Genomic DNA, 26726 nt, shown 5'->3' on the forward strand with positions numbered 1-26726 from the left:
TCAAAAAAGAAAAAAATATGAGCGCAAAAATACATAGTTTGCCTTTATGGCAAACTACGCCCTGTTTAATTTACAAAAATTAAAAAGATTTTTAACCCATTACCCTTAAGTTGACGGCTATGCCTCTCAAGAGGGGAGTCAAAGAAGCTATGAGCTATGAGATACGCTATCGCTAATCTCGCGATAGCGAAACCTTGCTCTTGTGTCAAAAAAAATGAATGTGAGGGTAAAACATAGCGCATTTCTTACGGTGGTTTTAATTACTTTGCACAACGATTATTACCGTTACACAACATATGAAAAGAAGGCAATTTTTAGGCAGCACGGCTTTGCTGGGAGCAGGCGTATTCATGAACAAGCTATCCTTTGCGGCCGAGGCTTACCCCGTAGTGCGGGTACCTGCAGCGCAACGCAAATTTACCAGCAAGGCGGTAGAAGCGGCGATAAAGGAATTTAAGGCAAAAGTGAAGAACCCCGAGCTGGGCTGGCTGTTCGAGAACTGTTTCCCCAATACGCTGGATACTACAGTAACCTATAAAACCATTAGCGGAAGGCCCGATACCTACGTAATAACAGGCGACATTGATGCCATGTGGCTGCGCGATAGCAGCGCTCAGGTTTGGCCCTATATTGCTTTTATTAACAAGGATGCCGAGCTGAAAAGCCTGGTAGCAGGCGTTATCAACCGCCAGACTACCTGTATACTGCGCGACCCATACGCCAACGCTTTTTACGACGACCCCAACAAGGTAGGCGAATGGAAAGATGACGTAACCAAAATGAAACCCGGTCTGCACGAACGTAAATGGGAGATTGATTCGCTTTGTTACCCTATCCGTTTAGCGTATAAATACTGGAAACTTACCGGCGATACCTCTCCATTCGATGCCAACTGGAAGCTAGCCATCCAAAACACGCTGAAGACTTTTAAAGAACAGCAACGCAAGGATAACGATGGACCCTATTCGTTCCAGCGTAACACTTCCTGGGCTACAGATGGCGTGCCGATGAATGGTTACGGCTACCCCGTAAAGCCTGTTGGGCTTATCTGCTCTTCCTTCCGCCCAAGCGATGATGCTACGGTTTATTCTTACCTTATTCCGTCGAACTTTTTTGCAGTGGTTAGCCTGAAGCAGTCTTCAGAAATGGTGAAGACCATATTGAAAGACGAAGCACTTTCGGCTGAATTACTGGCCCTGGCAAACGAAGTGGATGCAGCCCTAAAGGTGCATGCCGTAATAGATACCCCGCAATACGGTAAAGTTTACGCTTACGAGGTAAACGGTTTCGGCAGCTTTAACCTGATGGACGATGCTAATGTGCCGAGTCTGTTGGCTATGCCTTATTTAAACGCGATAGAGAATACCGACCCGGTTTATATCAATACCCGCAAAATGCTCTGGTCGCTCAATAATCCGTTCTTCTTCAAAGGCGCAGCAGGCGAAGGTATTGGCGGCCCGCACGCCGGCAAGGATATGATATGGCCGATAAGCATTACCGTACTGGCATTAACCAGCAGCGATGATGCCGAGATAAAAGCAGCTATAGAGCAATTGCGCAAAACGCACGGCGGCACGGGCTTTATGCACGAATCATTTAATAAAGACGACGCAAAGAAATTCACCCGTAAATGGTTTGCCTGGGCCAACACCTTATTTGGTGAGCTGCTTTGGGAAACTTACACAACCAAGCCCCAGTTATTGGCTTAACAATTAGAAACATACCTATGAAAAAAATATCATTATTAATGGTACTTGGCTGCGCCATGGCCTTTAGTGCGGTAGCCTTATCATCATTTAGGGCTGCGTCGCGAGTTGACTCACCCCGGGTACGCTACGCTGCCCGACCCTCTCTACCTACGGTAAAGAGGGTTAGGAGCACTACAACCACCATGTCTCCCCCTCTTTCCGCAGGAGAGAGGGGGCGGGGGGTGAGTCGAATAGCGCAGGCTCCCAACTACCGCGAGCGCATCAGCTTTATCCATAAAAACATCTATCAAACTTTTTACGATAAAGGCGCAAACCTGTATCTCGAAACCAATAATGTCGAAGCCAACAAAGGAAACCACTCTTTTCTGTGGCCCTTAACTGCGTTGTTGCAAGCCGCTAACGAGCTGGAGGCACTGGAACCGGGCAAAGAATACATTGCCCCGGTAATGAAAGCGATACAGCAATATTACTCCGACAGAGCACCATCTCCCGCATACCAGGCCATGGTGGTAAAGGAAAAGGTAGATGCCCGCTTTTACGATGATAACGAATGGATAGCTATTGCGCTGATGGATGCTTATGCACGCACCCATAAAAAGGAATATTTGGAGACCTCTAAACTGATTTACCGTTTCCTACTTACCGGGCGCGACCAGGTTGCCGGTGGTGGCTTTTATTGGGAGGAAGGGAATTTAAAAGGAAAGAATACCTGCTCCAATGGTCCGGGCGTGTTGGTAGCCCTACGCCTTTACCAGGCCACTAAGGACAAGGCTTATTTAGATACCGCCATATCCGTTTACAATTGGACGAAGAAGAACCTGTTATCGCCAAAGGGTGTTTATTATGATAACATCAGGCTGCCTTCGCTCAAAATTGATTCTGCGCTTTATACCTACAATGCCGGCACGATGCTGCAGTCGGGCGTTATCCTGTACAACATCACCCACGAAAAAAAATACCTGACCGATGCAGTGAACGTAGCCAACGGTGCCGAGAAGGTTTTCTTCCGCAATGGCAAATTACCCGGCAACTATTGGTTCAACGCCGTGTTGGTAAGAGGCTATATCGAACTGTACAAAGTGGAGAAAAATAAAGCGCGGCTGAACTTCATTATCGCCGATGCAGAACACGTTTGGAATAACGAAAAAGACACGCAAAACTTGTTGGGCAAGCAAAAGATAAAAAGCCTGATAGACCAATCGGCTATGCTGGAGACTTATGCAAGGCTAGCAGTGTTAAAGTAGGAGAAAATTACTTGTTGAATGGTTGTAATGCCCTGGTTGAATGGCCGGGGCATTTTTTAAAGATATTTGGACCTTAACTTTTAACGGCTTCCAGCTTTTTGGTAGTATTCATCACGCTGGCATTACGCAAATGAGCATTAACGGGGGATATCAGTTTATAGGGGCGGTTAAAAGCTTCCTGCTTTACTTTAAAATAATCAGCCAATTTTCGGATAACTTCTTTTGAGAGTCCTTTTTTATAATGCAGGATATCCGATACATAACCCTTGCTAATGCCTAATATCATAACCATATCCTGAGGTATTAACTGGTGGTCGTCCATTAATGAGCGTAGCAATTTAATTGGGTCGGTTTCCGCAAATGAGTTATGCTCTTCATCGTACTTTTCTATTAATAATGTTAACAAATCCACTTCATCCTGGAGCGTTTCTACTTTCTCCTGCGTCAATAGAACTTCCAGTTGATCGCAATAATCCTTGTACTGGCTCTCGTTTTTAATAATAGTGTATTTTATTGCCGCTTCCATTTAGTAGAGATTAATCGTGTACTGATTTCCTAGTTTACAAACCTTATCGTATTCAGCGTGTGTTCCTATCCAGCAAACAAAAAGATGAACTTGTTTTGCCCCGAAAATAAATTTACAAATCATCCTGTAATTGTTCCCACCAATATCAAAAACAATCCGGCTGCTGCTTTTGCCTAAAATATCAGCGGTGTTGAATGTGTATTTTATATCGCCCGGCTCTTCCCAATCGGCAAACTTTAGTTTCTCAAGCCAATCCTCCAAAGAAGTTCTACTTCTCGGATGCTGGGCCGCGAAATTTTCTAACGTTTGTTTTTTGATAAGGTGGACTTTCATTCCTTAAACAAATATAATCAGAAAGGTTCACAAAAAGAGAACCTTTTAAAACTTCATATACTCTGTAAACACTTCCTGTAAAAAGGCCTTCCCTAAAAGCAATGTTTCATCCGTCTCCGCTTTAGGTGCCGCGGGGTTTTTGATGTAATTTACGCGTTGGCCCGCGTTGTCGTAAGATACGGCTTGATTGGGCGTCATAAAGCCCATACCGTTATCCCAGTCGAAAAATGCAAACTCCTTGCTGTAAGGGTTCAGCAGGTTTTTAGACCATTTGAACTCTTTGTGCGGCAGGCCCATTTGGGTTAGCAGGGTAGTTGCAATATCCACCTGGTTACCCAGTTTGGTAATATGCTTGCCACGGTATTCGGGTTTTATAGCATCGCCAAAAAATAGTAAGGGGATGTGGTATTTGCGCGGCTCGTAAGGTTCAGAATGGTTTAGGGGCAGGCGGTGGCCATGGTCGGCAACCAAAATGAACAGGGTGTTTTTATACCAGGGCTGTTTCTTTGCTTCATCAAAATATTCTTTCAAACTAGCATCGGTATAATAAGCCGTGCTGCGGAATTTGTTGGGCAGATCCTCGCCGGGGAAGTGCGGTTGGGTAGGCACTTCAAAAGGTTCGTGGTTGCTAAGCGTTTGTATATAGCTAAAGAATGGCTCTTTTTGTTGGCTGAGGTATATTACATTGCGTTTCAGTACGATATCGTCATGCGCACCCCATTTGGAGTTCATCTCCTTTTCGTCAAAGCTGAATTTATCAATCATGCCATCGATATTATGGCTCAGCAGATAGGCTTTAAAATTCATGAAATTGGCATCTCCACCGTAAAAATAGGAGGTGTGATAGCCATGGTTGATCAGTGAGTTGCTGATCGCCGGAAGGTGTTCCTGCTTGGAGTTGTCGATAACCATGGTGCGCGAGGCCTGCGAAGGGAAGGCGCTTAAAATAGCCACAATGCCCTTATCGGTGCGGTCGCTGGCAGCATAAATGCTATCGAACAATACGCCGTTTTTGATGAAGTCTTCAAAGTTTGGTGCATCGCCTTTTTCGCCGCCGAGTGATTGGATAACATCTGCAGTAAAGCTTTCCAGTTGTATAATCACCACGTTGGGGCGCGGAGTAGTCAGGATATTGATCGTGGTATCCTTATTCACCGCATACATGCTATCTACCAGGGCGGTAGCGCGGGCAGCGGGCATAAAAAGATAGGGATTATCCTGCGTTTTTACGCTCTCGAAAGTGTTTTGCATCAGGTTCCACTCGGTATTCAATGCCCCCTGGTTAAGGATGGGCCTGTCGGAAAAGTAAACCGTGCTTTGGCTCATGGGCACTAATTGCAGGCCACTGCGCACGATTACAAAGTTTACGCCGAACAACAACAGGAAGATAAGTGGTTTGGTCCATAGGGGCACCTTTGGTTTCCTGAAATTATAGTCGATAATAAAATGAGAGAGCAGGATGCCAACGGTAAGTAGCACCGCGCCAATGGACAAGCTGATGCCGATAGGCGAGGAGCCGGTAGATGCCATGGCCTCCGACGGAGAATTATACACGTTTGCAAAAACCCTGAAGTTCACCTTGGTGCCCCATTCGCGGAAGATGTTGAAGTTGAGGATAGCGATGAAGCAGACCAAAAAAAGCATGAAGTAAACGTATCCGCAGAGCCAAATGGGTTTGATGTGGTATTTGGTAAACCAGTTAAACCCGAACACCAATAGGGGGATCAACGCGATATACCCGGCCATAGAGGCATCCATGCGGGCACCGTAAATGAAAGTCTGGATGATATCCCATGCCGTGCTGCCCTCAAATTTCTCATGGAAGTAAACCTCGAATACCGCCCGGGTAATAAAGGCGAATACAATCCAAAAAATCAGGAATCGGCAGAAACTAAAAACGGTTTTTAACATCGGGCCTCAAAAATAGTTATTTAAAGCGGATGTTAAAAAACCGTTAAGTTAACGCCAGGTCAAATCGCACCTGATTCTTCAGCAGGCACATTTAATGGCCAGGCCGGCACTTGCCTGCGTGCCCTCGGTTTCGTAACCGTCGAACTTCCACCACTCTATACCGCCAACCAACTCTCTTACGTTGAATCCCAGCTTCGCCAGGTTCAACGCTCCACGCGTAGATGCATTGCAACCGATGCCGTCGCAATAAGTGATATATAATTTTGTTTTATCGAAGCCTTCGGTGGTGTCTGCACTCATTTCGCGGTGTGGCAGGTTGATGGCTCCGGGGATGCGTTCGCGCTCGTAGGCGAAGCTTTTGCGGGCATCGATTACGACGACTGGCTGCCCGACCTCCAGGGCATCGAAAAGGTCTGATGGGTCCATCTCGTAAGCTAATTTGTTTTGATAGTGGTCAATTGCTGTCATGTTTCCTTTGTTTTGATGATTCAAAAGTAGTGCGGCGCGGCGATGTATTTGTATGAGGATTGGCGCAAGTGCACATGAGCAATCCGCATGTTTGATATGCCCCGCAAATGGGTAACTTTACTCTATGGACGTGAGGCATCTTAAACTGATAAAAACCATTGCCGATGAAAAGGGCATCAGCAAATCCTTGCCAAAATTATTCCTTACGCAGTCGGCGGTGAGCCACCAGCTTAAGGATATAGAGGAGCGCATGGGGGTAAAAATATTTTATCGTACCAAAAATCAATGGATACTGACTGATGAGGGTAGGATTTTGTACGATACCGCCACGCGTGTTTTAGACGAGATAGAACAAGCCAACGCCAAACTGAACGACCTGCGCATGGGCCACACCGGCGATATCCGCATCAGCACAGAATGCTACACCAGCTACCATTGGCTGCCCGCTTTTATGGTGAAGATGAAACTACTTTATCCACGGCTTAACGTAAAGATTGTAATGGAGGCCACGCACCGGCCCTTGCAAAAACTGCTGGATAACGAGCTGGACGTAGGCATCACTTCCGACCCGCTCAACGATAAGAGTATTCGCTATATCGAACTGTTTAAAGACGAGGTAATGGCGGTTGTGCCCGCCGGGCATACTTTAAGTTCAAAAAAACACCTTACTGCGGAAGACATAGCCAAAGAAGTTTTGATCATCCATTCCTACCCGCTGGAAACGGTTACCGTGTATCAGCATTTTTTAAAGGAGGCAAAAGTGCAGCCCGGTGAAATCATGGCTATCCCGCTAACCGAAGTTGCCCTGGAAATGGTAAAGGCCGGCATGGGTATCATGACCATGCCCGTTTGGGCGTTGAAGCCCTTTGCCACATCTGATGCTTTCAATTTGGTGCGCATCGGCAGCAAGGGGCTTATCCGCACCCATTATGCCGCCATACGGCACGAGGACAGCCACAAAAAACATATACTCGAGTTTATAGATAACGTGAAACAGGAATTGATAAAGTAATCATGGAATACAAAATACGCGAAGCACAACCTACGGACATACCCCAACTGATGCCTTTGATAGCCGCCCATGCCGAGTATGAAAAGGCTGCTTTTAAGCCGGATGGGAAAGCCGAACGGCTGGCCGAAGCCCTGTTCGTAAGCAAACGCCTGCATGGCTTGGTCGTTAAGCAAGGCGGCGAGCTTATCGGCTACGCCACCTACACCTATGATTATGCTACCTGGGATGCTGCCGAGTTTATGTACCTCGATTGCCTTTTCCTGGTAGAGGAAGCCAGGGGGCAAAAAATAGGCGAGCAAATCATCAACCTGCTAAAAGATATTGCCACAGCACGCGGCTGCATCAATATACAATGGCAAACCCCCGATTTTAACGAACCGGCGATTCGTTTTTACAAAAGGAATATGGCTAAAGGATTGAATAAGGTAAGGTTCACGCTGAACCTTGGAGAATCTAAAACAATAATCGGCTAAAAAACAGTTAAGATGAAGGCTTGTTTAAAAAAATAACGTTTTAACTGATAACTACTCCCATCTATCAAAGAAGCCCTTGCCACTCACCCTGTAGTCACCCGAACTGTATCCAAATCTAAGTACTATTGCAATAACAAAAGCAATTAAAGAAGAAATACTTACATACCAATCTATCTGACTGAAGCCTTCTCTTGATTTAATTAATTCATAATTTTGCGCATATTGTATCAATAGCGCTATCCAAACACCGGTAACCGTTAGCGCAATTACCTCATTTAGTTTAGAAACTGAATAAAATCTTCTTCCCGAATAATAGACTGTTTTATAGATAGGGCCGGAAATATAATTTTCGAGCCTGTCAACATGAGCCTCCCAATTTTGCTGCCACACCTTGCTGCCTAGTAAAACTAAATACCATGTAATGGAAAACAATAAACCCAACAACAACAGATATAAATCTAAATGTAGCTTAATCGCTTTTTCTGGATGTGCACTGGTTAAAAGCGAAAAATAAGCTCCAAATATCAGCACAATAAATCCCCAGAAATAAGCGGCCCGTGTCCAAAGTTTATTTATTTCAAAATCTCTATTTTCCCATGCTTTCAAATAAGCTCTTTCTAATAATTTCTCATTTTCAACAGGCTTTCCAACATCCTCAATTTTAATTCCAAACCTCTTGTAATATTCAGCATCTGACAGCGGTGTGTAGTCTATTTGCTTTAGATAAAACGTGCCAAAGATTTTTATAAAGAAATCTTTGGCCCAATTAATTTTCATGAATTTTCTCGGATTAAATGTTGTGTACTTGCTTTTTTAAAGATAATACAACAATTAGTATTTCGAAGGGGGTAAAGATTGAAAATAATCAGTCTGTTAATGCCGATAGCATGCTCCGCAACACCTCGCACATCGCCTCAATTTCCTCCTCGGTATTGTAATAATGTACTGATGCACGCACGATGCCTTCCAGATGGTTCTTGTTCATGTAAATAAGGGTGGAGATGGCCTTGGCTAAGGATACGTTGATGCCCTGTTCTTTCAGTTTGCTTTTCACGGCTGCGCCATCTAATTCTGCTACAGAAAAAGTGACTATTCCGCATTGCTCAGGCCCAAAATCGTGCACGTTCACGCCTCCTATTTGGCGAAGACTGTTGCGCATGGTATCGGCCAGGTATTGGATGCGTTTCCATATCCGGTCGATGCCGATATTCAGCGCGTATTCTATAGCCTTACCCAGGCCTAAAGTCAAGCCGCGGTTTTTCTCGTATAGCTCAAAGCGGCGGGCATCGTTGCGTGGCTTAAATTCGGTTTCGCTTACCCAATCGGCGCTATGGCTATCTATCAATATCAGTTTTAGCTGATCCTGCACGGTTTTGCGTACATACAAAAAGCCGGTGCCACGTGGCGCACGCAGGTATTTACGCCCGGTTACCGATAGCATATCGCAGCCAATCTCCTCCACGTCTACCGGTAATTGCCCTGCGCTTTGGCAGGCATCAACCAGATAGAGTATCCCATGCGCCCGGGCTACCTTGCCAATTTCTGCTACGGGTATCATCCCCCCGGCGGTTGATGGGACCTGCGTAATGGCAATCAGTTTGGTTTTTGGCGTAATGGCATCCTCCAGCCCTTGCATCGAAAAGTTACCTTCGTCGTCATTCGGTACCACTTTAAATATTACGTCGTGGTTCTTTTTGGCATTTAAAAACCCCATCAGGTTGGTAACGTACTCCATTTCCGAGGTAATGATTTCATCGCCCGGCTTAAAATCGATGCCGTTAAACACCAGTCCCCATCCCACGCTGGCACTTTCTACAATGGCCACCTCATCGCGATGAGCGTTTATCAGGCGGGCAATTAAATCGTAGGTATTATCCAGTTGCCGCTGGTATTTGGCTTCGGTTTCGTAACCGCCGTAAGTGGCTTCCTCCTGTAGGTAGGCTATAACGGTATTGGTTACCACATCAGGCGGCAGGGACGAGCCTGCATTATTAAAGTGTATCACTTTGGCCGTGCCGTTTGTCTCGGCGCGGTGTTGCTGTATCTCGGCAGGGCTCAATATTGTTGTTGTCATGTATTTGCTTAAAATTAACCTTTGAAATTGATTTCCATCATAATGTCTGATCGTTGATAGGTGCCGGGTACAACAGGTATCTCCACAAAGTTTGCCTTGCGGTAAATGTGTATGGCATTCTCCAGTATCCGGTTCGAGTACAGGATAAGTTTCTTCGCACCCAGCTCCCGTGCCTTTTCAATGGCAGACTTGCACAGGAAGTGCCCTGCGCCACCTCCACGGTAAGTTTTATCTACCGCCATCTTGGTCATCTCTAGAACACCATCTTCAATAACCCGCAACGCCACCGTGCCCACGATTGTTTCGCCAACTGCGGCAAAATAGACCGCGCCTCCAGGGTCAATAATGGCTTCTTCGGGGTGCTCCAGCACCCATTTATCCAACTCTTCTACCGTAAAATATTCCTCGAGCCATGCCTTATTGAATTTTTCGAAGTAAGGCTGATACCCGGGCCGGTAATTGATCAATTCCAGTTCCATTGTTTAAATAAAGATTACACCACAAAATAACGCCATCTATATTTGATAAAACAGATGCAGATTTATTAATTTTGAGCATAACAGATTTTGAAATGAAAGCCGTTGCAACTATCCACGATGACGATTTTTTGTATGAACAGATAGCAGCGCGTTTTGAGCGGCAGGTTAAGGAAGGTTTGCTAAAGCCCGGCGACAAGCTGCTATCCGTTCGGGCACTTAGCCGCGAGCAGGGCATCAGCATCAGTACAGCTTATAAAGCCTATGTGGAACTGGAGAATATGGGTATCATCGAAGCGCGACCAAAATCGGGTTATTATGTTAAGTTTTCGCCATCGCGGTTCAGCAAATCGCCTGCTGTAAAGCCACCGCTGACAAGCACCGGCCAAACGACCATTGCCGAAATGATAGCTACCGTGTACCAGCACATGCCCGAAGAAAGCGTGCTGAAACTCTCGCGGGCTTCACCGGCTATGGAGCTGATCCCACTGGCCAAGCTCAATAAATCCATGATAGAAGCAATCCGCAAGAGCCCCAGCGGAAACAGTAATTACGAGCATCTGCAAGGCAACATCTCGCTACGTAACCAAATAGCTAAAAACGCTTTTAATTGGGGCGGAAATATAACCGGCGATGATGTGGTAACCACACAGGGCTGCATGGAGGCCCTGGTTTTTTGCCTGCGGGCAGTTACCAAACCTGGCGATACCATTGCCATTGAAAGCCCTACCTACTTTGGTATATTCAATGTAATGCTCAGCCTCGATTTGAAAGTGTTGGAAATACCCGTATCACCAGAGATAGGTTTAGATATTGACTATCTTGAGCAGGCGATGGACAAAGTGGATGTTAAAGCCTGCCTTTTTGTTACCAATTTTAGCAATCCCGTGGGTAGTTGCCTGCCCGATGAACGCAAAAAGCAATTAGTCACCTTGCTTACCCAAAAGCAGGTGCCATTGATAGAGGATGATATTTACGGGGAGATATACTTTGGCAAAACCAGGCCGCATACCTGCAAAAGCTTCGATAGGGAAGGATGGGTGATGTTGTGCTCCTCGGTTTCCAAATCGCTGGCACCGGGTTACCGGGTGGGCTGGTGCATTCCCGGTAGGTTTAAGGAGCAAATCCTCAATGTCAAAATGATGCACACCATCAGTTCGGCCACACCTACGCAGGCAGCCATAGCGCACTTTTTTGAGGCGGGTAGATATGATCTGCACATGCGCAACCTGCGCCGTGCGTTATACACCCAATGCCTGCGGTATATGCAGGGCATTGCCGCGCATTTTCCGCCCGATGCCAAAGTAAGTCGCCCTCAGGGTGGTTATGCTTTATGGATAGAATTGGATAAGAGTATCAACGCATTCGAACTATACAAGGCGGCCATGCAACACAACATCAGCATTGCGCCGGGGCAGATATTTAGTACAGACGGGCGTTTCACCAACTTTATCCGCATCAGTTTCGGTATGCCGTATGATGACCTGGTGGATAAGAGTTTTATGGTGTTGGGTGGGTTGATAAAGGCGCTTCAATTTTGTGCTGAGATTTAGACGCTGAGCCTGTGGTATATGGCCAGTTAATCGATACAAAACATGGATTGGCCGTTACATAATGAAGTAAGCAACCGTAATGTGTTTTATTTACCACTTAAAACGCACATTACTGCAACTCATGAAAAGCAAATTTACCCTCCCCTCTATTTTTTCTATTATCCTTATCACCATGTTGAGTGCTTGCCTTAAAAGCAGCGATACGGATACGGCACCTACTATAGTTACCAGCCCCGTAATTGTAAACGCTGCCGGTACCGGTGCTTTTAGTGGCGGCTTTATCACAAGTGGCACTGCTACGGCTTATGGTGTTTGCTATAGCAGCAGTAACCAGGTACCCACGGTTTCAGATACCAAAACTTCCGAAACCGTTAACTATGGCACTTACGCCAGCAGCATTACCGATCTTACGCCAAATACTACTTATTACTTACGGGCTTATGCCACCTACCTGGGTACCACCGCCTATGGGGCCGTAGTACAGTTTAACACTGGTAGCGATCAAAGCACCACAACCGGCCAGGTAAGCACGTTTGCCGGCGCAATAGCCGGAGGCTTTTTAGACGGGATAGGCACCGCAGCCTTGTTTCAGAACCCAATGGGTATTGCTACCGATGCGGCGGGCACTGTTTACGTAGCCGATTCGTTTAACTCCGCAATTCGCAAAATAACTACAGACGGGCATGTGACAACGCTGGCCGGTAACGGCAGCCTGGGTTTTATTGACGGTACCGCAGAAACAGCAAAATTCTATTCGCCATCGGGCCTGGCGGTTGATGCAGCGGGCAATGTTTACGTGGCCGACCTCGGGAACAATGCCATTCGCAAGGTAACCCCAACTGGTACAGTAACCACCCTTGCCGGCAGCGGAGATGCAGGCTATGCCGATGGTACCGGCTCAGCAGCAACATTCAACACGCCACGCGGTGTTGCTGTTGATGCAAATGGCAACGTTTACGTGGCCGATTATGGCAACAACCTCATTCGCAAAATTACAGCGGCTGGCGTGGTTACTACCATAGCGGGTAGTCGCACAACCGGTTACGCAAATGGCACGGGCACCGATGCCAACTTTAACAAACCAACCGGCATAACGCTTGATGCTACAGGCAATATCTACGTGGCCGAGCCACTTAATAATGCCATCCGTAAAATTGATGCCGATATGCTGGTAACTACTTTCGCGGGCGGCTCAACAAGTGGTACTACTATAACGGCATTGTTAGGCGCGCCAAATTCGCTGAGTATAGATGGTTCGGGTAATTTCTGGATATGCGATGGCAACAGGCGCATCATCAAAATTGGTACGGATAAAAAGCTTATCGTTATGGCCGGCGCATCAGGTGGCTCCGGATATACCGATGGCGCGGGTACGGCAGCCTTATTTAATGGCCCTACGGGTATTGCGGTAGGTACAGGCGGCAACATTTACGTAGCCGATTTTGGCAACAACGTTATCCGTAAGATAAACTAAAAAAATCGAGAAACATATTTTAGCCCAAACAGTCGGTAGGCTGTTTGGGCTTTTTTATTTGGCGGTGCAAAGGCTGCTGGTAAGGTACAGCATCATAAAACCGGTTTATATTTAGCAGTGCATTTGCGGGTAGCGGTATCCGCGCTTATCTTTAAAGCCCAGCAAACACAAACAGCTTATGCAAGATAAAGCCACCGCAAATAAATTATTTACAAAAGCTAACCTCATCAACGGGTTAATCATCATCGCTCTGGCGGTAATGGTTTTCGTACCAGCGGCTAAGGCAATGCTGATGCGCGGCTTAATGGGCGTGGGGCTTTTCAGGGCCGATGTAAGTGCGGCTGCAACGGTACCTGTTAAAAGCACTATCAATATCTCGTTCCGCGATGCATCGGGCAAAGACATCAGCTTAAAACAAATAAAGGGCAAAGTGGTGCTGCTTAACTTTTGGGCTACCTGGTGCCCGCCTTGCCGTGCCGAAATGCCCTCTCTCAATAGCCTGCACCAAAAACTTAAGGCTGATACCAATATTGTTTTCATTGCGGTAGATGCCGATAGCAAGTTGAAAGAAGCCGCTCAATTTATGGCGAAGTATGATTATCATTTGCCGTTGTACCAGGTAATGAGCGATGTGCCGGAAAGCGTTTATGGCGGCAACCTGCCCACTACCGTGATATTTGATAAGGAAGGAACCATGGTGTTTAGGCACGAGGGCATGGCTAACTATGATACCGATAAGGTGAGAGGCTTTTTGCAGAAATTGGCGATGGCGAAATAATAGACAGAAAATGTTTATAAATAGCATTACCTGAATTTCTTTCAATAATTTATCTTAGTGTTTTAAACAATTTAAACACGGAGTGCGCAAAGTAGGCACAGAGTTAACAGCGTATGCAATTTGAAAACTACCTGGCTACTGAGGTTATAGGTGCAGCAATTAATGTCCACAAAACACTTGGTCCTGGGTTATTAGAATCTGCTTACAAGGAGTGCCTGTTTTATGAAATAGCAAAAAAAGGTATCTATGTTGAAAAAGAAAAGCCTTTGCCGCTTATTTACGAAGAAATTAAGTTAGAATGCGGATATAGATTAGATTTGCTTGTTGAAAATAAACTAATAGTCGAACTAAAAGCTATTGAAGCCTTAAACGAGGTGCATGTGGCCCAGGTTTTAACTTATTTAAAGGTATCGGGTTGCAAACTCGGGCTGTTAATAAACTTTAACGTTTTATTGTTAAAAGACGGCATTCGTCGAATTATAAAAACTTAGTGCACTCTGTGCCTTCTTAGTATCTCTGTGTTAAAAAAATGTCAGAAACTCCTGCAAATAACGAAGACAAGCTTCATAACATCACCACCCTCGACGGGCTCTACGAAAACTGGTTCCTCGATTATGCATCTTATGTAATCCTCGATCGTGCGGTACCGCACATTAACGACGGTTTGAAACCTGTACAGCGCCGCATACTACACTCGCTGAAGGAAATGGACGACGGTCGTTTCAATAAAGGCGCCAACGTGATAGGTAACACCATGAAGTACCATCCGCATGGCGATGCCTCCATAGGCGATGCCATGGTACAGATTGGCCAAAAGGAACTGCTGATAGATACCCAGGGTAACTGGGGCCGCCCGGTTACCGGAGATTCGGCTGCTGCCCCGCGTTATATCGAGGCGCGCCTGAGCAAATTTGCGCTGGATGTGGTATTCAACCCCGATACCACCGTTTGGCAGGCCAGTTACGATGGCCGTAACCGCGAGCCCATTACGTTGCCGGTAAAATTCCCATTGCTGCTGGCCCAAGGCGCAGAAGGTATTGCTGTGGGTTTGGCCACCAAGGTATTGCCGCATAATTTTATTGAACTGCTGGATGCTTCCATCGCATCACTTAAAGGCATCCGCCCAAATCTGCTGCCCGATTTCCCTACCGGCGGTATGGCCGATGCATCTGCCTATAACGAAGGGCAGCGTGGCGGAAGGGTGCGCGTACGTGCAAAAATTGAAGAGCGGGATAAGAAAACCCTGGTTATAACCGAGGTGCCGTTCTCTACCACCACCGTCAGCCTAATTGAAAGCATTATATCTGCCAATGATAAGGGCAAGATCAAAATAAAGAAAATAGACGACCACACCTCGCAAAACGTAGAAATTATTGTGCACCTGGCACCTGGCATATCGCCCGATGTAACTATAGATGCGCTATATGCCTTCACCGATTGCGAGGTATCCGTATCGCCCAATACCTGCGTAATACAGGATGATAAGCCACGCTTCATGAGCGTGAACGATATGCTGGTAGAGAGTACTAATTACACCCGCGAGTTGCTGAAGATGGAACTGGATATCAGGCTTAAGGAACTGATGGAAAAGATATTCTTCAGCTCGCTGCTCAAAATATTCATACAGGAAGGGATGTACAAACACCCGGATTACGAGGGCTCGTCAACCTTCGAACTGGTGGTAGAGACGCTGACCCGTTTGTTCACGCCCTTCTTCCCCTTGTTTTACCGCGAGATATTGCCCGAGGATTACAAGAAGCTGATTGATAAGCCGATGAGTAGTATCACCCGCTTCGATTTCAAAAAGACCGACGAGCAGATAAAAAACCTCGAAAATGAAATTAAACAGGTAAAACACCACCTGAAACACCTTACCGATTATACTATCGCCTGGTTTGAGAAGCTGAGAGACAAATACGGTAAAGGCCGCGAGCGCAAAACGGAGCTGCGCACATTTGATAAGGTAGAAGCCGCACAGGTGGCTCTGGCCAATATCAAACTATTTGTAAACCGCGTAGATGGCTTCATTGGCTCGGGCCTTAAAAAGGATGATAACGTAGAATTGGTTGGCGAATGCTCGGATATCGACGACATTATAGTGTTTCGCGAGGACGGGAAATTCGTGGTGAACCGTGTGCAGGATAAAGTTTTCGTGGGCAAAGATATATTGCATGTGGCGGTGTTCAAGAAAAACGACGAGCGCACCGTTTACAACATGATTTATAAAGACGGGCAAAGCGGCGTAAGTTATATCAAGCGGTTCTCGGTAACGGGCATTACGCGCGATAAAGAGTACGACCTTACCAAAGGCACCAAGGGCAGCAAGGTGCTGTATTTTACCGCTAACCCCAACGGCGAGGCCGAGATTGTAAATGTGCAGCTTAAACCGCATGCCAAGCTCAAGAAGCTAAACTTCGATGAGGATTTTGCGCAACTGGCCATTAAGGGGCGTGGATCGATGGGTAATATGGTAACCAAGTACCCGGTGAAGAAAGTCGTGCTCAAAAGTAAGGGTGTATCCACCCTGGCCGGGCGTAAGATTTGGTACGACGAGATATTGAAACGCCTCAATGCCGATGGTCGTGGTAAATACCTTGGCGAATTTGATGGTGATGACCGCATCCTTAATTTCTTCGGCAACGGTAGTTACGAGCTCACCAGCTTCGATCTGAATAACCACTTCGACGATAAGATGATCATCATTGAAAAATACAACCCTGCGAAAGTGTTTGCGGTTGTGCATTACGATGGTAAATCGAAGAACTACCTGGTGAAACGTTTCACCTTCGAGAATACAGTGATAGGCAAGCAAACCAGTGTAATCAGCGACGAGCCTGGCTCTAAGCTAACCCTCATCAGCGGTGCTAAACAGCCTATGATTAAGGTTGAATTGCTGAAAGGCAAAGCACTGGTGCCCGAAACCGCCGAACTGAACCTCACCGAACTGATAGATGTAAAAGGCATGAAAGCCATGGGCAACCGTGTATCTATTCACCAGGTAAAATCAATTGAGCCGATCATTACCGACGAAGAGGATGATACCGACGAGGATGCTACTAGCCAACCCGATGGTCCGGAGGATCCGGATAATACCCCGACAAATGGCGGCAACCCGGCAGATGATGTGCCCGAAGAACAACAATCGCCCGGAACCCCTGTTAAAGCAGACGGCGCATCGAAACCGACAGAATCGGTGAAATCGGTTGACGAAAAATCGGTGGAATCACTCGCCAAATCGGTGGAATTACCAAAGAAGAAAATAGATTTAGAGATAACCAATCCCAACGATATCGACATAGACGATACCGGCCAACTGGGTTTATTTTAATTTGTGATAAAAATGTTAAAGAAGATTTTACTTTGCTGCACGCTGTTACTTAACGGCGCGTTATTAAGCCAGGCTCAAACAGATAGTCATACTTTCGCCCTGGGCGATAGCACCTTTATGTTGGATGGTAAGCCCCTGCAGATTATCTCGGGCGAGATGCATTATACCCGCATCCCAGAGGATATGTGGCGCGAGCGCATCAGACTGGCAAAAGCCATGGGCCTAAATACCATTGGTATGTATGTGTTTTGGAACGCACACGAAATGGTGCAGGGGCAATACGATTTTAGCGGGAACAAAAATATTGCACAATTTGCGCAGATAGCCAAAGAGGAAGGCATGTGGGTGGTAATGCGCCCAAGCCCCTACGCCTGTGCCGAATGGGAGTTTGGCGGCTACCCCTGGTGGTTATTGAAAGATAAAACCTTGAAGGTGCGCAGCCTGGACCCTAAGTTTATGGATGCCTACCGTAACTATGTGCTGCAATTGGGTAAGCAGCTTACGCCTTTATTGGTTACCCATGGCGGCAATATCATTATGGTGCAGATAGAGAACGAATACGGCTCGTACAGTAACGATAAGCAATACCTTGCCCAAAACGAAAAGATATTCCGCGAGGCGGGCTTTGATGGCGTTTTGTTTACATGCGATGGTCCCTCTCAAATGCCTGCGGGCTACCTGCCCGGTTTTTTACCTGCGGTGAACGGCGAAGATGACCCTAAGAAAGTAAAAGAACTCATCAATAAACATCACGGCGGCAAAGGGCCCTATTATGTGGCCGAGTGGTATCCGGGTTGGTTTGATAGCTGGGGTAAGCCCCATAGCGGCAGCAACGCCGATGCCGATGCAAAAAAACTGGATGAGGTACTTGGCGCTGGTATATCTATCAATATGTATATGTTCCATGGTGGTACCACGCGCGATTTTATGAACGGCGCCAATATGAGCCGTACTGAGGCTTATTCGCCGCAAACCTCCAGCTACGATTATGATGCGCCGCTGGACGAAGCAGGCAATCCCACCGCGAAGTATTACAAATTCCGCGAGGTAATTGCCAAACACCTGCCACCCGGCGAGGTATTGCCCGATGTGCCCGGTAAAAAGCGAATGACATTTGCACTGAACGTAATCAAACTAACAGGTAAAGCAAGCTTGTTCAGTAATTTAGGTACACCCGTAGAATCTGAAAAGCCGCTGAGCTTTGAGGATATAGACCAGGGCTATGGCTTTGTAATGTACCGAACCACTTTGAAAGATGCCGCGAGCGGCTTGTTGAAGATAAAAGAAATGCGTGATTTTGCCACGGTGTACCTCAATGGCAAACGCATCAGCGTTTTAGACAGGCGGCTTAAGCAGGATTCGCTGCAGTTGACCAGCCCGACTGCTAATGCTGTTCTGGATATTTTGGTGGAGAACAACGGTCGCATCAATTATGGCACGTACTTAACCGACAACCGCCAGGGCATTACCGAAAAAGTAACCCTTAACGGACAGGAATTGCTTGGCTGGAAGATGTATAAGTTTCCGTTTACTACCCTTGCCGGGCTAAAATATGCGCCGGCAGGCGATGATGTTGAGCAGCCTGCTCTATATCGCGGCACATTCTCATTGCGTGGAATTGGTGATACGTATTTGGACATGCACGGTTTCGGCAAGGGATTCGTGTTCCTCAACGGGCATAATTTAGGTAAATACTGGAACATAGGTCCACAGCAAACATTATACGTGCCTGCTGTTTGGTTAAAGAAAGGTGTTAACGAAGTGGTGGTGTTTGATGAGCTGAAAGGCGGCCACAAAGAGTTATCTACACTTAACCACCCCGTGCTTAGTGAGCTGGTAAAAGAATAACGAAAAAATGCCGCTAAATGCGGCTTTTTTTTTATTTTCGGTAACCTAATCGCGCGTGTCATGATGCCCTCATTCCTAAACTTAAACTACTATTACGTATCGTTTGCGTTACAGGGCTTTTGCCTGTTTCACAGCTTTAAGCGCGGCACGCAGCAAAAATGGATGTGGATAATCGTATTCCTGCCCTATATCGGCAGCCTGATATACCTTTATACCGAAGTTTGGGGCAACCGCCGCATTAATACTTCGGCTATAGATGTAAAAGGCATCATCAACCCCGGCAGCAAGCTAAAAAAGCTGGAAGATGAGCTAAAGTTTACCGATACTTTCAATAACCGTATTAAACTGGCCGATGCCTACCTGGATGCCGGGCTTACCGATAAGGCCATAGATTTGTACAAGGCAAGCCTCACAGGAGCCTTTGCGGAGAACGAACACGCCCTGGCGCAACTGATGCAGGCTTATTACACGCAGGGCCGCTATGCCGAAGTATTGCCCATAGCCCGCCAGATTTATAAGATACCGCAATTTGCCCGCTCCAAGGCCCATATTGTTTACGCCATGGCGCTTGAGCAGGTTGGGCAGATAGATGCAGCCGAAGCCGAATTCAAAGGTATGAAAGGCCGCTACGCTTATTTTGAGCAGCGTTACCAATACGGCCTGTTCCTGATCCGGCAGGATAGGATAGAAGATGCCGAACAGCTATTTACCGATATGCTTGAAGAACAACCCCACCTGAGCGCCGTAGAAAAGAAGAGCAACCGCCAATGGTTTGCAAAAGCTAAAGAAGAGTTGAAAAAAGTGTATCAATAGTTTTTGTGAGGCAGGAGTGCTTGCTCCTAAACGCCAATATACAATTTATCCATGTAAATTTGTTATTAAATGCTAAATTTGCATGGATGATTAAGAGGAGAATAGAAGAAAAGATACGAGAAGCTTTGCAGCGCATTGCTTCCGTAGCTTTAGTGGGTCCGCGGCAGGTAGGTAAAACTACAACTGCATTAGCCATTGGCGATGCAACTGATGCGGTTTACCTTGATTTGGAAGATCAACTTGATCGGAGTAAAATCGCTGATATAATTGCTTTCCATTCGGCAAACCAGGACCGGCTCATTATTATGGATGAAGTGCAGCGGGTGCCGGAAATATTTGCATCCTTACGCGGAATAATAGACAAGGAACGTAGGAGGGGCCATAAGTACGGTCAGTTTTTATTTTTGGGTTCTGCTGCCATAGCCCTATTGCAACAATCAAGCGAATCATTAGCCGGTCGTATTGCTTACCTGGAACTTGGCGGTATAGATGTACTGGAATTTGATGCCGATACACCCGAAAAGATAAATCAACTTTGGTTACGTGGCGGCTTTCCCGAGAGCTTACTTGCAGCGAATGATAAGAATAGTTTGGCATGGCGTCGCGATTTTATCCGTACTTACCTGGAAAGAGATATCCCGCAATTAGGGCCAAGAATACCCGCAGTTACCCTTGAACGTTTTTGGACTATGTTGGCGCACATTCAAAGCGGGATGGTTAATGTATCGCAGTTGGCTAAAGGCCTTGACGTAAATTCAACTACAATTTCGAGGTATCTGGATTTGATGACTGATCTGCTATTAATCCGCCGTTTACAACCCTGGACACAAAACGTGGGTAAGCGGCTTGTTAAAGCTCCGAAGGTTTACCTGAGGGATAGCGGGATTACGCATGCCTTGCTCAATATTGGCAGTTTTAACGACTTACTTGGGCACCCCGTAGCAGGCGGTAGCTGGGAAGGTTTTGTGATTGAAAATATCTTATCCGTAGCACCCTCGGAGGTAATCCCGTATTTTTATAGGACTTCTAATGGTGCCGAAATTGATTTAATATTAGAGTTTTCGGGCAAAGCAAAGTGGGCTATCGAAATAAAACGCAGTTCGGTCCCCGTGCTTTCTAAAGGGTTTTACTTGGCTTGTGAAGATATTAAACCCGACAAAAGTTTCGTTGTTTATGCCGGTAAAGATAAATTCCCGATGAATAACCAGGTTACTGCGATACCACTGCACGAGTTGATGATGGAATTGCTATCAGCCTGATCCGCCCAATAACTTTTAAACAAACAGTATGCATACGAAAAATGCCCCTCACTGAGGGGCATTTTTCGTATGCTAGATATCTTCTGGCCTGTAATTACAGAATCAGAATCAATACCAGGACGATGATAATGATAGCACCTACAGAAAGGTAAACGCCACCGCCACCCATAGCCTGTGCTTCGTGCTTAAGGCTTTTCAGCTCGGCTTTCAATTCTTGTTTGTCGGCTTTGTTCAGGTTCGATTTATCCATCGCTTTAATTTCCTGTACGCGCGACTTGATTTCTTCTATACGAGCGTGTTTCTGGTCGTCAGTCATGCGTGATGCTGCTTCTTTGAACGCTTTCTTGTCGTCGGTGAAGGTTGCGGCATTTGAATTGAATGATGCTACCATAAGTAACATAGTAACTGCGATTAAATAAACTTTCTTTTTCATATCGTTTAAATTTGAGTGTTTTTTATTGATAAGCGCAAAAACGATTTTAATGTTTTATTAATTTAAAAAAAACTTTAATTTATTATACGCTCACGTAAAAAGAGGCTTCAAAAACGTGCCCAACGGCTACCTTTTGTATGGCTTCTTTGGTTTTGATGTCTTTCGGTTCGCCTTCAGAATCTGCGCAGCCCAACCAGGGTTCTATGCACAGGAAATCGGCACCGGGTTTTGCCCACAGGCCAAGATAATTGAAATGCGGGTACTCTACCGAAAGGCTATGCTCGTGCTTATCGCTTTTAATAGTTACCATGCGTGATTTGAGGTTCTTGAAAACCAGGGCATCTTTGGCGAACAAGTCTCGGGTAAGGTATAGCTTTTTTTCCTCGATGGCTACCGGCTCTGTTTGGCCGTTGAACAGGCCTGCTGCCGACAGCAGATGTGTGTCCGGCTCTTCTAATGATTCAAACTCCACGTAATAGTCCTCATAGTTTTCGCCAGGGCCGAAGGGTACGTTGAAGGCCGGATGGCCGCCTACCGAAAAATAAACTGGTTTTTTATCGCGGTTAATTACCTTATAGGTTATCCGCAGAGCGTTATCTATCAGTGTGTATAACACCTGGAAATCGAATTTGTAGGGGTAAACAGCAAGGGTGTTTTCGCTATTGGGCAACGAGAATGCTGCCGATATGTCGCTATGCTCCAGTGTGATAAATTCCGATTGGCGTGCAAAGCCGTGCCTTTTCATCGGGTATTTCTCACCGTCTACCAGCAATTCATCATTCATTAACTGCCCAACAATAGGGAACAGGTTGGGCGCGTGCCAGGGCCATACTGCTGCATCGGCCTGCCACATATGTTCAACGCCGGTTGCTTTGTTGCGGAAAGAACTGAGCTGTGCGCCCTTGGTATCGATGGCTACTTTAAGGAATTCGTTTTCGAGGATTGTCATGTTGCTGCGATGTTTCTAAGGTAAATATATCAACAAATCAATCATCATCCAGTTTCTTTTTCTTCTGCATAATTACAAAAGCACTGCGTTTTGGCGCGGGCATGGTAGCGGTTTCGCCCTTCACGAATTTCCAGATAACCTCGTTGAGGTCCAGATCGGGAGCGGCATCTTCTTCGGCCAGGTTAAATGATTCTGAGCGTATGCTGCTTTGGTTTATAGCCACGTTGCGCTGGTCAATATCTATTAACGCGGTTTGGTTGGTGTAGGGCCGTAAATCGGGCGTGGCGGTAAAGCATTCGTATAATGGCATGGCGGCGGCATCGTACTGGCTCATCGGCGGCAGGCCCAGAATAAGCTCCATAGTACGCAACACGCCCGAAGTGGAGTACATATTGTGTATTACGGCGTTCCGCTTTGCGTAGGGGCTTACCATAAACACTGGTGAACGGTGCGCATCAATATGGTCGGGCCCGTTTTGCGCATCATCCTCCAAAATAAACACTACCGATTCTTTCCAGATAGCGCTTTGCGACAGATGCTCCAGAAAGCGACCGACGGCCTGGTCATTATCAGCAACTGCAGCAAGCGGACTGTAGGCACCCTTGCGTTGCCCGCTGGTATGGTCGTTGCCAAATCTTACGCTATTAAATTGCGGTACCTTATTAATCGTAAGCAAGGAGTCGAAATCGTGCTCCCATATCACTTCACGGGTAACATCTTGTATGCTCAGGTCGAAATCGGGAAACTTCAGGCAGAAATGGCCCTCCAGTGCTTTGAGGTTAGCCTTTGGCTTGTCGCCGCCCTCGGCAAATTCGCCATAGGTGCGGTAGCTAACGCCAGCACGTTTGCAGTAATCCCATATAAATCCATCACGCGGGTAGGCGGCTTTGCGAGATCCTTCAAAATCGTAGTTGCCGCCGCGGCCGCCGTAGCTGGTGGGCCAGGTTTTCTCCACAAAATCGGTACCGTAGGCGGCTGTGCTCCAGTTGTGCCCATCGGCGCTCACTTCGGCATCCACGTAAAAATTATCCATCAGGGCATACTGACTGGCTATGGCATGCAGGTTAGGTGTTATTTTTTGGCCGAAGATGCACAGCGATGTATCACCGTTGCCGGCGGGCATATCGCCCAGCACCTGGTCGTAAGTGCGGTTTTCTTTGATGATGTAGAACACATATTTTATTGGCGATTTATCGCCGGGTTTGCGGGGGATGGGGTTGCCTGCCTGGCCCTTGGCCGTCGCGGCTATTTTATCGGTAAAAGGCGTGTTGGCATAAACCTGTTTGGTGTAAGCCTTCATTTTAAGTTCGTTAGGTACGTCGATAAATGATAAGGTGCCTTTAAACAAGCCGCCGATATATTGGTCTTTGGTGTTGGTGGCTCCCTTTTGATAGCCGCTATTATCCACCTTTTTTACCGGTTGGGGCCCGTTAGGGTTAGCCATAGAAGTAAAGCCCTTGCCATTGCTCACCAATATTTTATTGCCCAGCATTTTTACGTTGGTAGGATACCAGCCTACGGGGATAAAGCCGCGGCTTTGGCTGCTGCCCGGCTTAGATACATCGAAAACGGCAAGGCAGTTGTTATCGGCGTTGGCAATGTAAAGCGTTTTTTCGTTGGCCGATAGCGCAAAGCCATTGGTTGTAGAGCCGGTTAGCTTGGTAGGATATAAAGCGGTTGATACCGTTTCGATGGTTTTATGGGTAGCTGTGTTGATGATGGATACCGAGTTATCGTTGGCGTTCGCCACGAAAAGCAGGCTGCCTTTTTTGTTCAGCAACAATTCGTTGGGGTGGCTGCCTGCCGGGGTAGTGCTTAGTTTTTGGGTAGCGATATCATAAAATGCCAGCCTGTCGCCGCCCCAGAGGGATATGTAAAGCGTCTTTTCATCAGGCGAGAGGATGCAGCTGTAGGCCTCTGCACTTAACTTTACTTTACTGAGGATGTTACCCTGTACAGGGTTAATGACGTACAGCGTACTATCCTCTTTGGTAACCGTATAGAGGCGGGTATTGGCTTTGTTTACGGCGATGCCGGTGGGGCATATCTTGTTTTTTGGCCAGGGTGCGCCCAGCTTGATGGTGTCGGGATTGCCGAGTTTGTTATTAGTGATAGAGAAGGTGAGGATGACGTTGTCGTTGCCGCCAGAGGCGTATAGCTTTTTCTCGTCGCGGCTGAAAGCGATGCCGTACCAGGATTTCCCCAGCACTTGCTCATCCAATAGTTTCTCGCTGCGCGGGTCAATCAATTGCAGCGATTGGGTGCTTTGGCCATTGTTGGTTACCGCCAGGTATTTGCCCGAAGAGGATAATTGCATATTCAGCGGCAAATCGCCCAGGGGCAGCGACCGACCGGCGGGACTCAGCTTCCAGCCATTGGGCAGCAGTACCTGCCCGGTTTTGGCTATTTTACCTGGCGTTTGCGCCGAAGCAGAATAGGCAAAGGCAATAGTTGCGGCAATACAGATGATCAGTTTTTGTTTCATGAGATGAGCAGTATGCCCAAAACTACACATTGTATTGATGGATGTGCTCTTCTTAACAAAAACTTAATAGACACGTGTTATGGCTTGCTCACCTTCAGTTTGGCCCGCATGGTTGAATCGCGCTGCTGGTTCTTTAGCTTTTTATTATCGAACAATACACTCTCCCAATCGCCATAAGCCGGATTAGGGATAATGATATACCTGTTGCCGAACTCCTTTTTCAACCTATCGGTAACAGCGGCACGGGTTTGCTCTGTTTGGGGTTTATCTTCGGTATTATCGTACAGGGCATCAAAATCGGGCAGGTTATCACCGCAAAGCAGCACGATATTATAGGTGGATAGTACGCTTTGGCGGCGGCCCTCTTTGCTCGATAGCTTGCCTTGTTTCATCAGCACATGCTCGTCGTCGGTATTTGGGAGGCCGTAGAGTTGCAGGTTTTTGATGGTGGCGGCTTTTTCGTCTTCGCCGCGGTTGGTGATGTAGAATACCGCTACGCCTTTAGAGGCCGCGTATTTGAAGAAGGCCGGTGCGCCGGGCACGGTATCGGCAATGGCTTTGTCGGTCCAGGCTTTCCAGGTTTCTTTGCTATATTCCAGGTTCGAATCCGCCCGCATGGTATCGTAGGGGCTGTTATCCAGCAGGGTTTCGTCAATATCCGTAACTACGGCAAAGGGTTTATTTCCCGCTGTGCGTATAGCCTCGTTGAGGCGCAGTTTGGCCAGGTTATACGCCTGGAAACACAACGCTTTATACTCTGCCGAGCGTTGCTGCCATAGCGAACTCCATACCTTGCCGCCATTGGCCATAGAAAGGGGTTGCGTTTTCTTTGGAACAGAACAGGCAGCTATTAGCATAGCGCCTGCCAGCAATGTGGCGAGGGCTTTTTTCATACCGCAATATACGATTATGCCGGTGTGAGCGCCGCGAAATTCTTTCCGTTTTTTTAGTAAACCGCATCATTTTTGTTGTTTTCTGCCCGATAATCTGCCTTTTTTTGCCTGTTTTTCCTTATCAAAACGCACTTTATAGTGGTGTTTTAACGTCTAAGCACAAGTTGACGCACACATGATGAGAAGATATATTAGCGTTTGCAGCCCTTAAACCCATATTTCTCATGGTGTTCCGCTTTGAATGTGGAACATTACTCTTTTTAATTTATGCTGATTATCAATTATTTGTGTTTTATGTGGAACACTTTGGAACACCCCGCTTGAGCAATTGCCGCAATTGTCTGGTATTTATATCGAACAATTTCCTGTACTCTTTCGACCCTGAAAGATATCGTGCCCTGTGCACTTGCCCAAAGGCCACTTATATAACCACAACAAGCTGACGCTAACTAACTGTAAAATTGGCCATTGTGGTTCCGCGGTCAATGCACAAACCCGTTTACAGCTTTTATCACGCATTATTTTATCCTTTTGATGTGTGAATGATGTAATTAATGCAAAGAATTACATAATACCCCATCTGTTAAAAGTAGGCAGTTTTGCATCGATGAGATTGTAGTCTCCATAGCAGAATAATTCCGCGTGCTTAAATCTTTATAGCAGGAAGCATTCACGGCGGCAGTCAAA

The 26726-nt window shown here is 46.6% G+C and carries 23 protein-coding genes; 12 read left to right on the plus strand and 11 right to left on the minus strand.

The annotated features are described in order from the left end of the window. Positions 1-296: 296 nt before the first annotated feature. Both E2R66_RS00005 and E2R66_RS00010 read left to right on the plus strand, forming a co-directional pair. On the plus strand, positions 297-1709 hold the full coding sequence (locus E2R66_RS00005) for a glycoside hydrolase family 125 protein (RefSeq protein ID WP_133230123.1): 1413 nt from the start codon (positions 297-299) through the stop codon (positions 1707-1709). A 17-nt stretch (positions 1710-1726) separates the two neighbouring features. Continuing rightward, a complete protein-coding gene (locus tag E2R66_RS00010) occupies positions 1727-2953 on the plus strand; it encodes a glycoside hydrolase family 76 protein (RefSeq protein WP_240049191.1) in 1227 nt (408 codons plus the stop codon). Between the two features lie 73 nt (positions 2954-3026). Here E2R66_RS00010 and E2R66_RS00015 read toward each other — a convergent pair whose 3' ends face one another. The 4 genes from E2R66_RS00015 to E2R66_RS00030 all read right to left on the minus strand — a co-directional run bounded on the left by E2R66_RS00015 (position 3027) and on the right by E2R66_RS00030 (position 6191). Beyond that, complete coding sequence (locus E2R66_RS00015; protein WP_133230125.1) at positions 3027-3479, minus strand: helix-turn-helix domain-containing protein; 453 nt, start codon at positions 3477-3479, stop codon at positions 3027-3029. Then, entirely contained in the window at positions 3480-3812 is a 333-nt protein-coding gene (locus E2R66_RS00020) for a type II toxin-antitoxin system HigB family toxin (protein ID WP_133230127.1), read from the minus strand. It abuts the gene before it with no gap. 45 nt (positions 3813-3857) lie between these two features. After that, complete coding sequence (locus tag E2R66_RS00025) at positions 3858-5723, minus strand: LTA synthase family protein (protein WP_133230129.1); 1866 nt, start codon at positions 5721-5723, stop codon at positions 3858-3860. A gap of 78 nt (positions 5724-5801) precedes the next feature. After that, entirely contained in the window at positions 5802-6191 is a 390-nt protein-coding gene (locus E2R66_RS00030) for a rhodanese-like domain-containing protein (RefSeq protein WP_133230131.1), read from the minus strand. A 124-nt stretch (positions 6192-6315) separates the two neighbouring features. Here E2R66_RS00030 and E2R66_RS00035 point away from each other — a divergent pair, with 124 nt between their 5' ends. Both E2R66_RS00035 and E2R66_RS00040 read left to right on the plus strand, forming a co-directional pair. Next, the gene (locus E2R66_RS00035; protein ID WP_133230133.1) at positions 6316-7203 is read left to right on the plus strand and encodes a LysR family transcriptional regulator; all 888 of its coding nucleotides are present in this window, start codon (positions 6316-6318) and stop codon (positions 7201-7203) included. 2 nt (positions 7204-7205) lie between these two features. Then, on the plus strand, positions 7206-7676 hold the full coding sequence (locus E2R66_RS00040; protein ID WP_133230135.1) for a GNAT family N-acetyltransferase: 471 nt from the start codon (positions 7206-7208) through the stop codon (positions 7674-7676). Positions 7677-7727: 51 nt separating this feature from the next. On the opposite strand, the gene E2R66_RS00045 is transcribed toward E2R66_RS00040, so the two are convergent. From E2R66_RS00045 to E2R66_RS00055, 3 genes are all read right to left on the minus strand, one after another. After that, the gene (locus tag E2R66_RS00045) at positions 7728-8453 is read right to left on the minus strand and encodes a RipA family octameric membrane protein (protein WP_133230137.1); all 726 of its coding nucleotides are present in this window, start codon (positions 8451-8453) and stop codon (positions 7728-7730) included. 88 nt (positions 8454-8541) lie between these two features. Next, positions 8542-9750 (minus strand): aminotransferase class V-fold PLP-dependent enzyme, encoded by a 1209-nt coding sequence (locus E2R66_RS00050; protein ID WP_133230139.1) that lies wholly within the window; start codon positions 9748-9750, stop codon positions 8542-8544. Positions 9751-9764: 14 nt separating this feature from the next. Further along, on the minus strand, positions 9765-10229 hold the full coding sequence (locus tag E2R66_RS00055; RefSeq protein WP_133230141.1) for a GNAT family N-acetyltransferase: 465 nt from the start codon (positions 10227-10229) through the stop codon (positions 9765-9767). A 92-nt stretch (positions 10230-10321) separates the two neighbouring features. Here E2R66_RS00055 and E2R66_RS00060 point away from each other — a divergent pair, with 92 nt between their 5' ends. The 8 genes from E2R66_RS00060 (at position 10322) to E2R66_RS00095 (ending at position 21279) form a co-directional block, all read left to right on the plus strand. Then, positions 10322-11779, plus strand: a complete 1458-nt coding sequence (locus E2R66_RS00060) for an aminotransferase-like domain-containing protein (RefSeq protein WP_133230143.1) — start codon at positions 10322-10324, stop codon at positions 11777-11779. 121 nt (positions 11780-11900) lie between these two features. Then, on the plus strand, positions 11901-13253 hold the full coding sequence (locus E2R66_RS00065; RefSeq protein WP_158288295.1) for an NHL repeat-containing protein: 1353 nt from the start codon (positions 11901-11903) through the stop codon (positions 13251-13253). A 178-nt stretch (positions 13254-13431) separates the two neighbouring features. Beyond that, a complete protein-coding gene (locus E2R66_RS00070) occupies positions 13432-14031 on the plus strand; it encodes a TlpA family protein disulfide reductase (protein ID WP_133230160.1) in 600 nt (199 codons plus the stop codon). 113 nt (positions 14032-14144) lie between these two features. Further along, on the plus strand, positions 14145-14522 hold the full coding sequence (locus E2R66_RS00075) for a GxxExxY protein (RefSeq protein WP_133230162.1): 378 nt from the start codon (positions 14145-14147) through the stop codon (positions 14520-14522). Positions 14523-14560: 38 nt separating this feature from the next. After that, positions 14561-17359 (plus strand): DNA gyrase/topoisomerase IV subunit A, encoded by a 2799-nt coding sequence (locus E2R66_RS00080; RefSeq protein WP_133230164.1) that lies wholly within the window; start codon positions 14561-14563, stop codon positions 17357-17359. A 12-nt stretch (positions 17360-17371) separates the two neighbouring features. Beyond that, positions 17372-19207 carry a glycoside hydrolase family 35 protein gene (locus E2R66_RS00085; protein WP_133230166.1) on the plus strand — a complete coding sequence of 612 codons (1836 nt, stop codon included), beginning with the start codon at positions 17372-17374 and terminating at the stop codon, positions 19205-19207. Between the two features lie 60 nt (positions 19208-19267). Continuing rightward, positions 19268-20020, plus strand: a complete 753-nt coding sequence (locus E2R66_RS00090) for a hypothetical protein (RefSeq protein WP_240049192.1) — start codon at positions 19268-19270, stop codon at positions 20018-20020. 86 nt (positions 20021-20106) lie between these two features. Continuing rightward, entirely contained in the window at positions 20107-21279 is a 1173-nt protein-coding gene (locus E2R66_RS00095; protein ID WP_133230168.1) for an ATP-binding protein, read from the plus strand. 94 nt (positions 21280-21373) lie between these two features. Here the strand turns inward: E2R66_RS00095 and E2R66_RS00100 are convergent, their stop codons facing one another. The 4 genes from E2R66_RS00100 to E2R66_RS00115 form a co-directional block, all read right to left on the minus strand. After that, positions 21374-21712 (minus strand): hypothetical protein, encoded by a 339-nt coding sequence (locus E2R66_RS00100; protein WP_133230170.1) that lies wholly within the window; start codon positions 21710-21712, stop codon positions 21374-21376. A gap of 82 nt (positions 21713-21794) precedes the next feature. Next, entirely contained in the window at positions 21795-22661 is an 867-nt protein-coding gene (locus E2R66_RS00105; RefSeq protein ID WP_133230172.1) for an aldose 1-epimerase family protein, read from the minus strand. A 37-nt stretch (positions 22662-22698) separates the two neighbouring features. Then, a complete protein-coding gene (locus tag E2R66_RS00110) occupies positions 22699-25176 on the minus strand; it encodes a bifunctional YncE family protein/alkaline phosphatase family protein (protein ID WP_133230174.1) in 2478 nt (825 codons plus the stop codon). A 47-nt stretch (positions 25177-25223) separates the two neighbouring features. Further along, on the minus strand, positions 25224-26039 hold the full coding sequence (locus E2R66_RS00115; protein WP_133230176.1) for a 5'-nucleotidase, lipoprotein e(P4) family: 816 nt from the start codon (positions 26037-26039) through the stop codon (positions 25224-25226). Positions 26040-26726: the final 687 nt, after the last annotated feature.

Origin of the sequence: Mucilaginibacter psychrotolerans (genome assembly GCF_004519315.1) — a bacterium.
GTDB lineage: Bacteria > Bacteroidota > Bacteroidia > Sphingobacteriales > Sphingobacteriaceae > Mucilaginibacter > Mucilaginibacter psychrotolerans.